The organism is Bradyrhizobium sp. USDA 10063, from assembly GCF_054063735.1.
In genome coordinates, this window is the sequence record NZ_JBSSGP010000002.1 from 9,186,231 (window position 1) to 9,199,697 (window position 13,467).

12 protein-coding genes are annotated in these 13,467 nt (G+C 63.0%); 5 read left to right on the forward strand and 7 right to left on the reverse strand.

The window, feature by feature from the left end:
- Both eutC and ACVJGD_RS44680 read left to right on the forward strand, forming a co-directional pair.
- On the forward strand, positions 1–777 hold the full coding sequence (eutC, locus tag ACVJGD_RS44675; RefSeq protein WP_456640039.1) for an ethanolamine ammonia-lyase subunit EutC: 777 nt from the start codon (positions 1–3) through the stop codon (positions 775–777).
- A gap of 309 nt (positions 778–1,086) precedes the next feature.
- Positions 1,087–3,474: an efflux RND transporter permease subunit gene (locus ACVJGD_RS44680; protein WP_456640040.1), complete on the forward strand. Its 2,388-nt coding sequence runs from the start codon at positions 1,087–1,089 to the stop codon at positions 3,472–3,474.
- A 242-nt stretch (positions 3,475–3,716) separates the two neighbouring features.
- Here ACVJGD_RS44680 and ACVJGD_RS44685 read toward each other — a convergent pair whose 3' ends face one another.
- Positions 3,717–3,986 carry a hypothetical protein gene (locus ACVJGD_RS44685; protein ID WP_456640041.1) on the reverse strand — a complete coding sequence of 90 codons (270 nt, stop codon included), beginning with the start codon at positions 3,984–3,986 and terminating at the stop codon, positions 3,717–3,719.
- A gap of 466 nt (positions 3,987–4,452) precedes the next feature.
- Here ACVJGD_RS44685 and ACVJGD_RS44690 point away from each other — a divergent pair, with 466 nt between their 5' ends.
- On the forward strand, positions 4,453–4,851 hold the full coding sequence (locus ACVJGD_RS44690) for a hypothetical protein (protein ID WP_456640042.1): 399 nt from the start codon (positions 4,453–4,455) through the stop codon (positions 4,849–4,851).
- A 389-nt stretch (positions 4,852–5,240) separates the two neighbouring features.
- Here ACVJGD_RS44690 and ACVJGD_RS44695 read toward each other — a convergent pair whose 3' ends face one another.
- From ACVJGD_RS44695 to ACVJGD_RS44720, 6 genes are all read right to left on the reverse strand, one after another.
- Positions 5,241–6,065: a phosphodiesterase gene (locus tag ACVJGD_RS44695; RefSeq protein WP_456640043.1), complete on the reverse strand. Its 825-nt coding sequence runs from the start codon at positions 6,063–6,065 to the stop codon at positions 5,241–5,243.
- 63 nt (positions 6,066–6,128) lie between these two features.
- A complete protein-coding gene (locus ACVJGD_RS44700; protein WP_456640044.1) occupies positions 6,129–7,409 on the reverse strand; it encodes an ABC transporter substrate-binding protein in 1,281 nt (426 codons plus the stop codon).
- Positions 7,410–7,438: 29 nt separating this feature from the next.
- Positions 7,439–8,275, reverse strand: coding sequence for a carbohydrate ABC transporter permease (locus tag ACVJGD_RS44705; RefSeq protein WP_456640045.1), 837 nt, complete (start codon positions 8,273–8,275; stop codon positions 7,439–7,441).
- Positions 8,272–9,168, reverse strand: coding sequence for a carbohydrate ABC transporter permease (locus ACVJGD_RS44710; protein ID WP_456640583.1), 897 nt, complete (start codon positions 9,166–9,168; stop codon positions 8,272–8,274). The genes ACVJGD_RS44705 and ACVJGD_RS44710 overlap by 4 nt, the downstream gene beginning before the upstream one ends.
- A 31-nt stretch (positions 9,169–9,199) precedes the next feature.
- A complete protein-coding gene (locus tag ACVJGD_RS44715; protein ID WP_456640046.1) occupies positions 9,200–10,351 on the reverse strand; it encodes an ABC transporter ATP-binding protein in 1,152 nt (383 codons plus the stop codon).
- 170 nt (positions 10,352–10,521) lie between these two features.
- Positions 10,522–11,661, reverse strand: coding sequence for a cobalamin-independent methionine synthase II family protein (locus ACVJGD_RS44720; RefSeq protein WP_456640047.1), 1,140 nt, complete (start codon positions 11,659–11,661; stop codon positions 10,522–10,524).
- A gap of 172 nt (positions 11,662–11,833) precedes the next feature.
- Between ACVJGD_RS44720 and ACVJGD_RS44725 the strand changes: the two genes are divergently transcribed.
- Positions 11,834–12,733, forward strand: coding sequence for a LysR family transcriptional regulator (locus ACVJGD_RS44725; protein WP_456640048.1), 900 nt, complete (start codon positions 11,834–11,836; stop codon positions 12,731–12,733).
- Positions 12,734–12,766: 33 nt separating this feature from the next.
- Positions 12,767–13,414: a DapH/DapD/GlmU-related protein gene (locus ACVJGD_RS44730; protein WP_456640049.1), complete on the forward strand. Its 648-nt coding sequence runs from the start codon at positions 12,767–12,769 to the stop codon at positions 13,412–13,414.
- Positions 13,415–13,467: the final 53 nt, after the last annotated feature.

The following is a 13,467-nucleotide window of genomic DNA, read 5'->3' on the forward strand; positions in this document are numbered from 1 at the left end:
ATGAAACCATCGTCGCCGTCGCCCCTTTCGCTGACACGCCTGCGGGACTTGACGCCAGCGCGCGTCGGGCTCGGCCGTTCCGGCGCCAGCCTGCCGACCGAGGCGCTGCTGGGCTTCACGCTCGACCATGCCCGTGCGCGCGACGCCGTTCATGCCGCCTTCGATCTTGAGGCCCTGATTACGGGTTTCAACGATCTCGGCCTGCAGCCGCTCCAGGCGTCGAGCCAGGCGACCGACCGCCGCGACTACCTCAGGCGTCCCGATCTCGGACGGATGCTCGATCCCGAATCGCGACGCGCGATGGAGAGCCGCGGCGGCACGTCCAGCCAACTGGCCCTGGTGATCGGCGATGGCCTGTCGCCGACCGCGGTCAATGTCCACGCGGTCGAACTGGTCCGCCACCTGCTGCCGCAGCTTGCGGCGGGCCGGATCGATGTCGGCGCGACCGTGATCGCCTCCGGCGCCCGCGTCGCGCTGGGCGACGAGATCGGCGCAATTCTCAATGCGCGCATGGTGCTGGTGCTGATTGGCGAGCGGCCCGGCCTGTCGGCGCCCGACAGCCTCGGCGCTTACCTGACCTTCGCGCCGCGGATCGGCCGCACCGATGCGGAACGAAACTGCATTTCGAACATTCATCGCGCGGGTCTCACCTACGCGGAGGCGGCATACCGAATCGCGTGGCTGATCCGCGAGGGACTAAACCGCGCGGTCACCGGCGTTGCGTTGAAGGACGAAAGCGGAGGCATTCCGCCGCAGTTGGCCGCGCCCGGTTCGTGATCCGGGAAGGCGGCATCCGCCCCCGAAAAGATCACGTTCGAACAAAGAGATGAGAGCAGGATCCGCTTCAGCCCGATCCCCTCGCGCCCTGTGACAAATCCGATACTTAATGGCGATTTTTGTACTGCACACGCCGATTTGACCTCTCTCTCGTGCTTGCGAGGCGGTGGAGGGGCCTGTAAAACCGGCGGCGGTCAATACTTCCGTGTTTTCAAGGGCTAGCGCCGATTGGAAGTGGCCGTAGAGCGTTGTTCACGCCCGGAAAACCCAAGCTAGACAATTCGCGCCGATTTCAGAACTGGACAGGGCATGCTCGAAAAGAACTCCGAAAGTCAGGTCCACGTCGGAAAGGTCGAGGAGCCGCCGCAGGGACCCAGCATCGCTTTCGGGCTGGAGCGCATGGGGCTGATCGCGGTCAAGGCGCCGGTCGTCTCGCTGATTGTGCTGATCGCGCTGATGATCGCGGCCGTGTTCGGCGTGCAGCGGATCAAGATCGACGATTCACTGTCGCAACTGTTCCGTTCCAACACCAAAGACTACAAGCAGTACGAGGAGGTGACGAAGCGCTTCCCGGCGACCGAATTCGACGTGCTGGTCGTGGTCGAGGGCAAGACGCTGCTGGCGCGCGACAACCTCGAGAAATTGCGCGACATGGTCACCGACCTGCAACTGGTCGAGGGCGTGCGCGGCCTGGTCTCGCTGTTCTCGGCGCGGCAGGCGCCGGAGCCCGGCAAATTGCCGGCTGCACTGTTTCCCAACGAACTGCCGGAAGGCGCGGCCTACGACAAGTTCGTCGAGACGGTGAAATCCAACGAGATCATTCGCGGCAAGCTGTTGTCGGAGGACGGCACGCTGGCGCTGGTCGTGCTGTCGCTCGATCCCGAAGTGGTCTCGAGCAACAAGCTCAGCACCGTGATCGGCGAGATCCGCAAAGTCATGGCCGACGACCTCTCCGGCAGTGGCCTCGACGCCCAACTCTCCGGCGTGCCGGTGATGCAGCTCGAGATCCGCAACGCGGTCGAGCGCGACGGACTGACCTACAACGTCCTCGGCATCCTCGCCGGCTGCATCATCGCGATCATCTTCTTCCGCAAGATCTCCTTCATGGTGGTAGCGGCATTCCCGCCGATGATCGCCATCCTGCTTGCGCTCGGCGGCCTCGGCTGGGCCAATTTCAATCTCAACATGTTCCTGAACGTGATGACGCCGCTCATCATGGTGATCAGCTTCTCCGACTCGATGCAGCTCACCTTCGCGGCGCGCGACCGGCTGATCGCGGGGCAGGACAAATTGAGCGCGTTCACCAATGCCGTCCGGGTGGTGGGACCGGCCTGTGTGCTGACGCACGCGACCGCCGGCATTTCCTTCATCGCGCTGCAGTTCTCCGATTCCGACCTGATCCGCAAGTTCGGCGAGGCGGGGCTTGCCGCCACCATCATCGCGTTGCTCGCGGTCCTGTCGCTGGTGCCGGTATTCGGCGTGCTGTTCGTCCGCAATGAGCGCATCTTCGCCGTCAAGTTCCAGAGCGCCGATGCCGGCGTGCAGGCGCTGCGTAATTTCTGCTACTGGATCGCGGTGCGCATGGTCAGCAGGCCCGGGCTGTTCAGCCTGATCGCGCTGATCTTCGTTGGCGGGCTCGGCATCATCTATGCCAATCTCGAGCCGCGCTATCGGCTTGCCGACCAGGTGCCGGACAAGCGGCAGGCGGTTGAGGCCAGCAATCGGCTGGACGCCAAGCTGACCGGCGCCAACCCGATCGATGTCCTGATCGAATTCCCGAAGGGCGCTTCGCTCTACTCGCCCGAGACCTTGAAAGTGATCGCCGAGGTTCACTCCACGGTCGAAGGCGCGGCCGGCGTCGGCAATGTCTGGTCGCTGGAAACATTGCGGCGCTGGCTTGCCGAGAAGGCAGGTACGACCGACGTCGCGACGCTCAAGGAATATGTCAGCGTCATCCCCGAACATCTGGTGCGGCGCTTCATCTCGGCGAATCAGGATGCCGTGGTGGTGTCAGGACGCGTGCCCGATCTGGATTCAAGCGAGATACTGCCGGTGGTCGACAAGCTCGATCACGCGCTCGACAAGGTGCGCGCCGAGCATCCCGGCTACGAGATCGCCGTCACCGGCCTGTCCGCGATCGCCGCGCGCAACAGCGCCAGCATGATCGAAAAGCTCAACCACGGGCTGACGATAGAGTTCGCCCTGGTCGCGATCTTCATCGGGCTCGCCTTCCGCTCTGTCGTCGTGATGTTCTCCTGCATCCTGCCGGGCATCTTCCCGGTGGTGCTCTCGGGCACGGTGTTGTGGCTGCTCGGCGAAGGCCTGCAGTTTGCGAGCGTCGTGGCGTTGACGGTATCGTTCGGCCTCGGCCTGTCCGCGACCATCCACTTCCTCAACCGCCTGAGGCTCGAGCGCAAGCCCGGCATCACAGCGGCGCTCGCCGTGGAGCGCGCGACCGTGCTGGTCGGACCTGCGCTGATCCTGACCACGGTGGTGCTGGCCTGCGGCCTGGTGGTGACCGTGTTCTCCGACCTGCCGTCGCTGCGCCTGTTCGGCTGGCTCTCCGCCTTCTCGATGATCGCGGCCCTCGTCGCCGACCTCTTCATCCTGCGGCCGACCGCGATGTTCCTGATCAACCTGTCGGAAAAACTGCGCGGGAGGGCGACTCCACCGCCTCAAGCCAAGGCGGCGGAGTAGACGCCCTCGATCAGATCGTTTTTTGACGAGGTAGGCACCAGTTCGCGTTAAGGAAGCGCGCCAAAACAAATACCCATCGGTTTGCGCCGTCGTGCGACGCACGGGAAGCGTTGTGAGTTGACGAAGGCCGGGCTTGCAGAGGCGAGTGGCGCGAACCTGATGGCGATAATGGTATCCAAACGGCGCGAAGGGATGTCCGGCTTCGTCAGCACACCTTCGAACCTAATTGCGTATCGCGTGGGTCACCGCCGGCTTCTGGAAACACCGGCCGGTAAACGCCGCACGACGCTACGCCCTTTAGCAGGTTTAGCGTCTGGACTAACGCCAACGGTGGCGCCGGATTCGTACGCCCGACGTTGTCTGTCATAACTGGGGTCGCGGTCATCGAGGTGCAGCCCGGTTCGCATATCGACCTGGGCCAAATTGACGCCTTCGGCTTTGGTCGGAGTGACGAGCAGAGCAGTCGTCACCACCGGTAAGACTGCAACCATGGCAAGACCGATCTTCACCATGTGACCTCTCCCTGAGCCGAGAGGCATAACGAGCGCAGACGCTAAGGGTTCCTACAGTTCAAGTGAGCCCCTCGCTTAGCTACCTCGGTTGCCGTTTAATCTCCCTTGGGCCCGGGCGGGCGGACCTTGCCAGATCAATCTGGTCAGTCGGCGAAGGGCCACAAGCAGACTTCGCGAGACGAGATTGATTATGGCGCGTCCATCCAATCAGTCCGCCAAACGGCCAGCACGCTGGGGTGTCACAGTGGGCTGTGCGGACGAGACCAACTGCTTCGCAGAATTTAGAACTTATTGACTTGGATCAACGAAAGGTCCGCTAACTCGTCGCACTCGGATGCTGCGCAAAAGCGATACGAAAGCCACGTCGGGTGCTACGGCCGTCCGCGTCGAAGAGACCGATTTAGCGACAATTCCACGTCCGATCGAACGGGCTCCAGTAGCCTTGACCATTTAATCGGAGAGTTTCATGAGAAACTTCAGTCCGTTGGTGCTGTTAGTACTTCTCGTTACGCAATCGGCCTCGACACAGGCTGCGGATTTGAACGGAGCCTGGACGGTCGACGCCTCGGCCTGCGGTGAGGTGTTTACCAAAGAGAATAACAGGCTTGCTTTCAAACAAGATGCCGATCTCCACGCGGGCGGTTTAATCGTTCAGGGAAAGCAAATAACCGGCACTTTTCAAAAATGCACTGTCAAATCGTTGCACGATGACGGACCGAATTTACGAGTGATTGCGTCATGCTCGGACGGTGTTGCGGTTTCAGACGTAGCGTTCGACGTGAAAATCTCTGGAGAGAATAAGATCACACTCAGCTCCAAGGAGCCGGTGCCAGTGGAAATGCCGTATGTTCGCTGCTCGATGTGAAGTCCCGTGCGACGACGGCTTGAAGAGTACGTGGATGAAATGATCCGGCTATCCGAAGCCTAGGTGCGGACCGGAACTAACGGTGTACATGGTAGGTCAGAGGGAGTATTTGCGAACAAGAAGAGCTTTCCGTACTGATTCAATCAGAAGCGAGCTCTACCCCAGAGCGCCGTTCAGCGCCGCCTGGTCGTGCAGCGAGAAGCGCGGGCCAGCATACATGAATGAGCATTGGTGGATCACGATCTGTCCGCCGCTCACCGTGACATGCGAATAGTCGGGCGGTCGGGCGGCGCTGAGGTCAGCGCATGCTCGAGGAAGGCGAGGCGGCGCTCGCAGAGCAGGCCCTCGTGGTTCGGAGCCGAAATGGGTATCGGTCAGGACGACAAATTTCATCGGACCATGGTCTCCCGGTTCCAGGACTGATAGTCGGGCGAACCTTCGATGCGGATCGGACCGTCGTAGCCGAATTCCACCATGTGCACCGTGACGTAATCCTCGCCGAAGAACACAACGCCATAGGATTCCGGCAGATCCGACGCGCACAGGAGCTTTGTTTCGGCGAATAGCGGATAGCTCGCATGATTGGTGCCGCGCAGCGAGGAGACGGGAACGCCGGCGACCGATCCCGCGAGCGGCAGGTGGCAATGGCCGAAAAAGATATGACGGATCCGCTCGCGATGCCGTGCCACCAGTCGCCGGAAGGCGGCGTCGTCGAGCAGACGGATCTGATCGACCGGCACAATATGCGTCGGCATCGGGTTGTGATGCATGAACAGCAGGAACGGCCCGTCATGCTCGGCGAGCCGTGCCGCAAGCCAGCCGAGCCGTTCGTCGCAATAGCGGCCTGCGTGGGTCTCGGGTTGCGCGGTGTCGAGGAACAGGCAGCGTGCGTCGGGCAGGTCATGGACACCCTGCACGAAGCCGCCTTCTCCGGCGAGGTCGGGAAACACGCTGAGGAAGTTGGCGCGGCTGTCATGGTTGCCGATGCACAACCGCGCCGGAATCGGGAACGTTTCGAGGCGTTGCTTCAGCCATTGATAGTCGTCGCGGTCGCCCCAATCCGAGAGGTCGCCGGTGATCACCATGAGTTCGGCGTCATGGTGATCGCGGAGGATGTGAGTCAGCGCGCGTTCAAAGTTCTTCCTGGGATCGCGGCCGCCGATGGTCGAGCCCGGCGCCGTCAGGTGGATATCGCTCATATGGATGAGTTTCATGGGAACGTCCCGCAAATGAGCTGCGGGGCGCATGATACGCCCCGCAGCGGGTTTCGAAAGGCTTTAGCGCGTTGCACCGGTTGTCTTCGGCAGCAGCTTCTGCACGTCGGCCGTCATGTCGGCGAGCACGGCGTCCGCCTCCTTGGAGCGCGCGCCGCTGATGATCGAGTTCATGTGGTCCTTGATCACGTCGGTGATCTTGAGGCCGTTGTCGCCGGGGAAGGCGTACCACTTGGTGAGCAGGGCCATCTGGCTCACCGCGGTATAGTTGTTCGGGTTCTTCAGGTAGAAGTCCTTCAGATAGACCTCGTTGGCGACCTTGTTGGCGGGCATGTAGCCGGTGGTCTCGGCCATGATCGCGGCACCCTTCGGTCCGGTCCAGAACTTCACCACTTCCCAGGCGGCGTCGCGCTTCGCTTTGTCCTTGGACAGGATCATCACGACATTGCCGCCCGCCGGCAGGCGTCCGTTCGGCGACACGACGTCGGGGAAGGTGTGGGTCTTCAGCTCGAACTTGCCGCCGATCATCTGGGTAACCTTGTTCAGATCGGAGGTCGAGGTGATGTGGAAGCCGGTCTTGCCGGCGGCAAAGGCCGCGCGCATCGCAGGCTGGTCGAGGTTTGGCATGCCGCCTTCGTTGACGAGGCGGGCGAGCATCCGGATTGCGAACTGCCCTTCGGGGCCGTTGAAGGCCACTTTGGTCTCGTCGGCATTCAGCATGGTGCCGCCGCGCGCGAACACCGGCGCCTGCCACAGCCAGTTGCCGGTGATGTCCCACACGTAAGTCACGCCGTTGATGTCGGGGCCGAGCGCCTTGATTTTCTTCGCCTGCGCGATCAGTTCGTCCCAGGTCTTCGGCAGGTTGTTGGGATCGCCGCCGGCCTGCTTCAACAGGTCGAGATTGACATAGACGATCGGCAGCGAGATCGCGAAGGGCAGGGCGTAGATCTTGCCGCTCGCAGTCCCGATGTCGAACATCGCCTGGTGGAAGCCCTGGCGGTCGAAGTCCTTCTCGGCGGCGATGTAGTCGTCGAGCTGGGCCGGGATGTTCTTGTCCACCAGCACGCGGATGCGATTCAGGCCCTGGAAGGTGACATCGGGCATCTGGTTCGTGACCGCTTCGCGCAGCACCTTCTGGGTGCCGTCCTCGTAGGACTCGTAAGGCGCGCGCATCGTGATCTTGATGTCCGGCCGCACCTTGGCGAACTCTTCGGCGATGCGCTTGTGGGTCTCGGCGAACAGTTCCGGATACGGATACTGCAGCACGATCTCGGTCTGCGTCTGTGCCAGCGACGCGCTGGCGGCAAGCGACAGCACGGCTCCGGCGATCCACGATTTCAGCATAGGACAGGCTCCCTGTTTGAGATGACGCGTTACTTGATTCCGGTCAGCGTGATGCCTTCGATGAAGCGGCGCTGCGCGAGCAGGAAGGCGATCAGGAGCGGCGCGATGATCACCATCGCCGCCGCCATCAGCGGGCCGTAATTGGTGCCGGCCTCGTTGTTGCGGAAATGCGCCACCGCCAGCGGCGGCGTGCGCAACTGCTCGCTGTTGAGCACGATCAGCGGCCAGAAATAGTCGTTCCAGTGCGCGACCACGGAGAAGATGCCGAAGGCGGTGACCGCGGGGATGGCGGCGGGCAGCATCACCCGCCAGACGATGCCGAATTCGGAGATGCCGTCCATTCGCGCCGCATCCACCAAGTCATCGGGCACCGACTTGAAGAACTGGCGCATCAGGAAGATGCCGAACACCGAGATTGTAAAGGGCAGCACGAGCGCGGCATAGCTGTCGAGCAGGCCGAGCTTGTGCAGCAGCAGGAACACGGGAATCGCGGTGGCCTGCGGCGGAATCAGGATTCCGAACAGCACCAATGCGAACAGCGTGTCGCGGCCGAGGAAGCGCAGCTTCGCCAGCGCGTAGGCGGCGGGCAGCGCGATCAATATCTGCAGCACGAAGATCGAGACGGTGACGATCACGCCGTTGAGCAGGAACCGCCAGAGGTTGGCCTTGGCGAACGCGATTCTGAGATTGTCCCACAGCGCGAAGTGATGCGGGACCAGATGCAGCTCGCTGGAGAACACTTCCTCCGGCGGCTTGGACGCCGTCGAGATCATCCAGATGAACGGGGCTAGCAGCACCACGGCGCCCGCGATCAGGAGCAGGTGGCGGACAACCGGCCAGAGCGGAATTGCGCGGAGAGCCTTCATGCGGTTTGCACGCCGCGATCGGCGAGCCTCGCTTTGATCAAGGTGAGCAGGAGGACGAACACCAGGAACACGACCGTGAGCGCGGCGCCGTAGCCCGAGCGGAAGAACTCGAACCCCTCGGTGTACATCGTGTGGATCAGCACCTCCGTGGATTTCGAGGGCCCGCCCTTGGTGAGGATGTGCACGGTGTCGAACACCTGGAACGAGCGGATGCCGCTGATCACGATCACGAAGGTTGTCACGGGGCCAAGCATCGGCCAGGTCACGAGACGAAATCGCGCCCAGGCGCTCGCGGCGCCGTCGATCTCGGCGGCCTCGTAGAGCTGCTTCGGGATCGAGACCAGGCCGGCAAGGAACAGCACCATGTTGAAGCCGACCGCCTGCCAGATGCCGATCGCGCAGAGCGCGTAGAGCGCGGTGCCGCGGTCCTGCAGCCAGCTAAACGCCGGCAGCCCGGCCCCGCGCAGAAGCCCGTTCACCAGGCCGAACTGCGGATGCAGCATGAACTCCCAGACCACCGCCATCGCGATCAGCGTCGCCATCACAGGCAGGAAGTAGATGGTGCGGTAGAGGCCGCGCAGGCTGGTGCCGCTTTCGATCAGGAGCGCGATGCCGAGTCCAAGCGTCACCGCGCCGGGCACCACGATCACCACATAGGTCAGCGTGTTGCGCACCGAGATCCAGAATACCCTGTCGGCGAACATATCCTGGTAGTTGGCAAGGCCGATCCAGGAGAACGCGGGCGCGCCGAGCTGATAGTCGGTGAAGGATAGCGCGATCACGCTCGCGAGCGGGCCGAGCAGCATGAGCAGCATCAGCGTGAATGCCGGTGCGACCAGGCCATAGGCCGTCAGCGCCCGCTGGTCGCGGTGCTTTCGCAAAGTTGGACGCACAGCGGCGACGGCGGCATCGATGGTTGCGGCGTCAGACAACGGCCCGCTCCCGCACGCGCTCGGCATGCTCGATCTCGACTTCGATCCGCTTGCCGTCGGCGTTGAAGGCGCGCACCGCATCCATCGCGAAGCCGAACGAGACCGGGGTTGCGATCGGCGGCAGTCGCCGCGGATCGTCGATGCGCGCCACCAGGCGCGCGTCGCTGCCGTTGACGCCGAGATGCACGAACGCTTCCGACCCCATGTTCTCGGCGTGAACGACGTAACCCGAGAACGGCCCGCTGCCGAGCTCGATCCGCTCCGGACGCACGCCGATCCGGCATGGGCCGGCGCTCGCTGTGCTCGCCAACCGCAGCGCGACGCTGAGCGCCTCGATGCGGCGGTCGTCGCGGATTCGCCCGGGCAGGATGTTGATCTTCGGACTGCCGACGAATTCGGCGACGCGGATATCGCGCGGGTTGTCGTAGATGTCGGTGGGCGTGCCGACCTGAACCAGCTCGCCGCCGATCATCACGGCGATCCGGCTCGACATCGTCATCGCCTCGGCCTGATCGTGGGTGACGTACACGAAGGTGGTGTTCAGCCGCCGGTGCAGTTGCGCGAGCTCGGCGCGCATGTGGACGCGCAGCTTGGCATCGAGGTTGGACAGCGGCTCGTCGAACAGGAAGGCGACCGGCTGGCGCACGATGGCGCGTCCGACCGCGATGCGCTGCCGCTGTCCGCCGGACAATTGCGCCGGCTTGCGGCCAAGCAGGTGCGCGATTTCGAGCTGCTCGGCGACCCCTGCGACATCCTCGCGGATGCCGCGTTCCTTGCGGCGCCGGCTCGGCAGCAGCGCGCCGACGAGCGGCAGGCGCTCGATCGCCGAGAGGCGCCGCATGCGCAAGGGCACCGCGATATTGTCGAACGCGCTCAAATGCGGATAGAGCGCGTAGGACTGGAACACCATCGCGAGGTTGCGCGCGCTCGGCCGGATGCCGTCGGCGGCGACGCCGTCGATCCTGACTTCGCCCGCGCTCTGCGGCTCGAGGCCCGCGATCACCCGCAGCAGCGTGGATTTGCCGCAGCCGGAGGGACCGACCAGCGAGATGAACTCGCCATTCTCGATCCTGAGGTCGACGCCTTTCAGGATCTCCGTGCCGTCAAACGATTTCCTGATGGCTGAAAGTTCAATGCTCGCCATTCGATCTATTTCTCGAGCTATTGTTGCGTTGCGCCAGCGTTAAGGAACGCATCTGACACTTGCGTGACGGCTTGGAATGCTTCCTCGGGCCGGACACCGGCTTCCTGTGCGGTAAATCGCCGCCGGCACCGAGACATCGAGTTGCGCTTTGCGCGCGATCGATGTCTAGCTCAGTGTTTCCAAAGCCGCCGTGATGCGATCTCTGCGCCTTGCGCCAGCGCTTCCAGCTTTCGCCAGGCGATGTCGGGATCGACCGTGTGGAGCGTCGCGAAGCTGGCGAAGCCGCAATCGGTGCCTGCGATCACGCGTTCGCGTCCCACTACCCCGGCATAGCGTTCGATGTGCTGCGCAACCACTTCCGGATGCTCGATATAGTTGGTGCAGGTGTCGATCACGCCCGGCACCAGGACTTTGTCATCGGGCAGGGGAATCTCGGTGAAGACCGACCATTCATGCGCATGACGCTGATTGGCCGCTTCGATCAGCAGCGTGGCCGGCCGTACCTTCAGGATCAGGTCGAGGATTTCCGCAAGTTCGATGTCGTGGTGATGGGGAGATTCGTAATTGCCCCAGCACAGATGCAAGCGCATGCGCTCGGGCGGGATGTCCCGCAGCGCATGGTTGAGAATTTCGATCAGCCTGGCGATCTCTTTGCGGAAATCGGCGACCGTCGCTGGTGTCTCACGAAAGTGCCGACCAAGCGCGAGGTCCGGGCAATCGATCTGCAGCAACAGGCCGGCGCTGGCGATCGCGTCGTATTCGCGCTTCATCGCTTCGGCGAGAGCTTCCAGATAGGTGTCGTGCGACTGGTAGTGCCGATTGGGCATGTAGTGGGCCATGATGCCCGGGGACGATGCGCTCATGAACGCACCCTCGACGCTCACCGCATCGAGCGCAGCCTTCAGGTTGTTGATATCGGTCGCCAGGGCGTCTCCGCCGGAGTAGCTCACCGGTCCGACGCAAGCCGGCGTCTTGATGTCAAGCTTGATGCGTTGCGCGAAGTTCGGAAATTCCGACAGTTCGGACAATGCGAGCGGCTGGTCCTCACCTTCCAAGCCGGTCATGCGCTCGCGCGCATAGGTCGCGTAGGCATATTTGCTCATCTCGCCATCGCAAACGATGTCGATGCCAAGCTCGAACTGGCGACGCACGACCGATTTCACCGCGTCTTCCACGGCGCGCGGCAATTGTTTCAGGCCGTTCGCGTCCAGTTCGTGCTTCTCCCGGCGCAGCAGCATTGCCTCAAGTTCGGGCGGACGCGGCAGGCTGCCGACGTGGGTGGTCAGTATTCTCGAAGTACTCAGTTGCATATCGTTCGTCCTCGGACGGTGGTCATCGGCGCGTCATCCTCGTGAGGGTCTCGCGCGATGAGGAGGCCGTTGACGAGTAACCAGCCAGATTAACGTCACCGTGACGTCATATTAGCCGTGCTAATGGCTGGAGCAGCGCAGGTTGTTGGACTGCGATGCGAGGTCGGGCCCGATGCGGGCAAATCCCTATCAGATCAGCGCCTTCACCCATTCCGCGCGGGAGGGGAGTTTCACCCGTGCGGCCGAAAAACTTGGCGTCACTCAATCGTCAGTGACCCAGCACGTGGCAAACCTCGAGCGCACGATGGGGACCAAGCTCTTCGTCCGTCGCCGCGACGGACTGGAACTGACACGCGCCGGTCGCGAGTTGTTTGCCGTCTCGGACAGGCTGCGCACACTTGAGCAATTGATCGAGGAGAAGGTCGCCAATTACAGCGAGATGTCCACCGGACATTTGAGTGTGGTCGCCAATGCGCCGCGCCCGGCGATGCCCGTGATCGCCCGCTATACGACGCTCTACCCGCGCGTCCAGATCGAGTTCACGCTGGTGAGTTGGACGCTGGCCATGGAGCGCCTGCATGAACGCGCCGTCGATGTTGCCATCGTGGCCGATCCGGTGATCGACGAGCAGCTCTACAGCCTGCCGCTGACGCGGGCGCGCTACCGGGCTTATATGTGTCGCGGCCATGCATTGGCGCGCCGCAAGAGGCTTTCGCTCCGCGACCTCGTGGACGAGGCCGTGATCGTGCCGGAGGATGGCTCGCTGACGCAGCGCCTGCTGCACCAGAAGTGTCGCGAACTTGGCATCACTCTGACACGTCTCGTGAAGACCACGACATTTCCCGTCGTGAAAGAGGCTGTGCAACACGGCGTCGGTGTCGGCTTGTGGCCCGATGACAGCCTGTCGGCATCAAGCGAACTGGTTGGCATCGAGATCACCGACATGAGCGAGACCTTCACATATTATCTCCTTGCTCCCGTCGACAAGCGCGAACTGCGCTTCGTGCGAAGCTTCATTGACGTTGCCCGCGAGGTGCTGAATATCGACAACGAGGTCGGTTGGCCTGAATGAAGCTTCGCTCTCACGAAACAGGAAGACAGCAAAATGAATGAAGCGCCTCGTCCGCGCCCGAAGATCGCCGAGACCGTCATCGAGCCGACGGTCAAGCTGCGCGAGAGCACGATCGGCAAGTGCTGCGAGATCCTCGGCGATACCTCCGTCGAATATTCGGAACTCGGCGATTTCTCCTATCTCGGCCCGGGCTGCATGGTCGGGGATGCAGAGATCGGCCGGTTCTGTGCGATCGCCGCGCAGGTCAGGATCGGCGCACCGAACCATCCGATCGACCGTCCGTCGCTGCACCGTTTCACCTATTGTCCCGAATATTACTCTGAGACGGCCGCGCGTGATCGCACGTTCTTCGCCGAGCGTCGGGGCGATCGGGTGGTGATCGGCAACGATGTGTGGATCGGCCACGCCGCCATCGTCCTGCCCGGTGTCACGGTAGGGGATGGCGCGGTGCTGGCCGCCGGCGCCGTCGTGACGCGCGATGTGGCGCCTTACACCATCGTCGGCGGCGTGCCCGCCCGTCAGATCCGGGAGCGGTTCAATCGCAAGATCGCGGCGCGGCTTGCGCGGATCGCCTGGTGGAATTGGCCGTTCGAAACGATCATGGCGCGCCTGGGCGAATTCCAGTCGATGGATATCGAGGCCTTTTGCGCGCGCTGGGACGGTGCTGAGACGGCGGGGTAGGTGCGGGTGCACCGCCCCGCGATCGCAGGCAGGGCGGTCTCACCCAGTAGGCG

Bases quoted from the DNA above. Each gene is read 5' to 3' on its own strand.
- ACVJGD_RS44730 (WP_456640049.1), top strand. From the start codon at position 12,767: ATGAATGAAGCGCCTCGTCCGCGCCCGAAGATCGCCGAGACCGTCATC.
- ACVJGD_RS44700 (WP_456640044.1), bottom strand. From the start codon at position 7,409: ATGCTGAAATCGTGGATCGCCGGAGCCGTGCTGTCGCTTGCCGCCAGC.
- ACVJGD_RS44715 (WP_456640046.1), bottom strand. From the start codon at position 10,351: ATGGCGAGCATTGAACTTTCAGCCATCAGGAAATCGTTTGACGGCACG.
- ACVJGD_RS44695 (WP_456640043.1), bottom strand. From the start codon at position 6,065: ATGAAACTCATCCATATGAGCGATATCCACCTGACGGCGCCGGGCTCG.
- ACVJGD_RS44705 (WP_456640045.1), bottom strand. From the start codon at position 8,275: ATGAAGGCTCTCCGCGCAATTCCGCTCTGGCCGGTTGTCCGCCACCTG.
- ACVJGD_RS44720 (WP_456640047.1), bottom strand. From the start codon at position 11,661: ATGCAACTGAGTACTTCGAGAATACTGACCACCCACGTCGGCAGCCTG.
- ACVJGD_RS44725 (WP_456640048.1), top strand. From the start codon at position 11,834: ATGCGGGCAAATCCCTATCAGATCAGCGCCTTCACCCATTCCGCGCGG.
- ACVJGD_RS44680 (WP_456640040.1), top strand. From the start codon at position 1,087: ATGCTCGAAAAGAACTCCGAAAGTCAGGTCCACGTCGGAAAGGTCGAG.
- ACVJGD_RS44690 (WP_456640042.1), top strand. From the start codon at position 4,453: ATGAGAAACTTCAGTCCGTTGGTGCTGTTAGTACTTCTCGTTACGCAA.
- ACVJGD_RS44685 (WP_456640041.1), bottom strand. From the start codon at position 3,986: ATGGTGAAGATCGGTCTTGCCATGGTTGCAGTCTTACCGGTGGTGACG.
- eutC (WP_456640039.1), top strand. From the start codon at position 1: ATGAAACCATCGTCGCCGTCGCCCCTTTCGCTGACACGCCTGCGGGAC.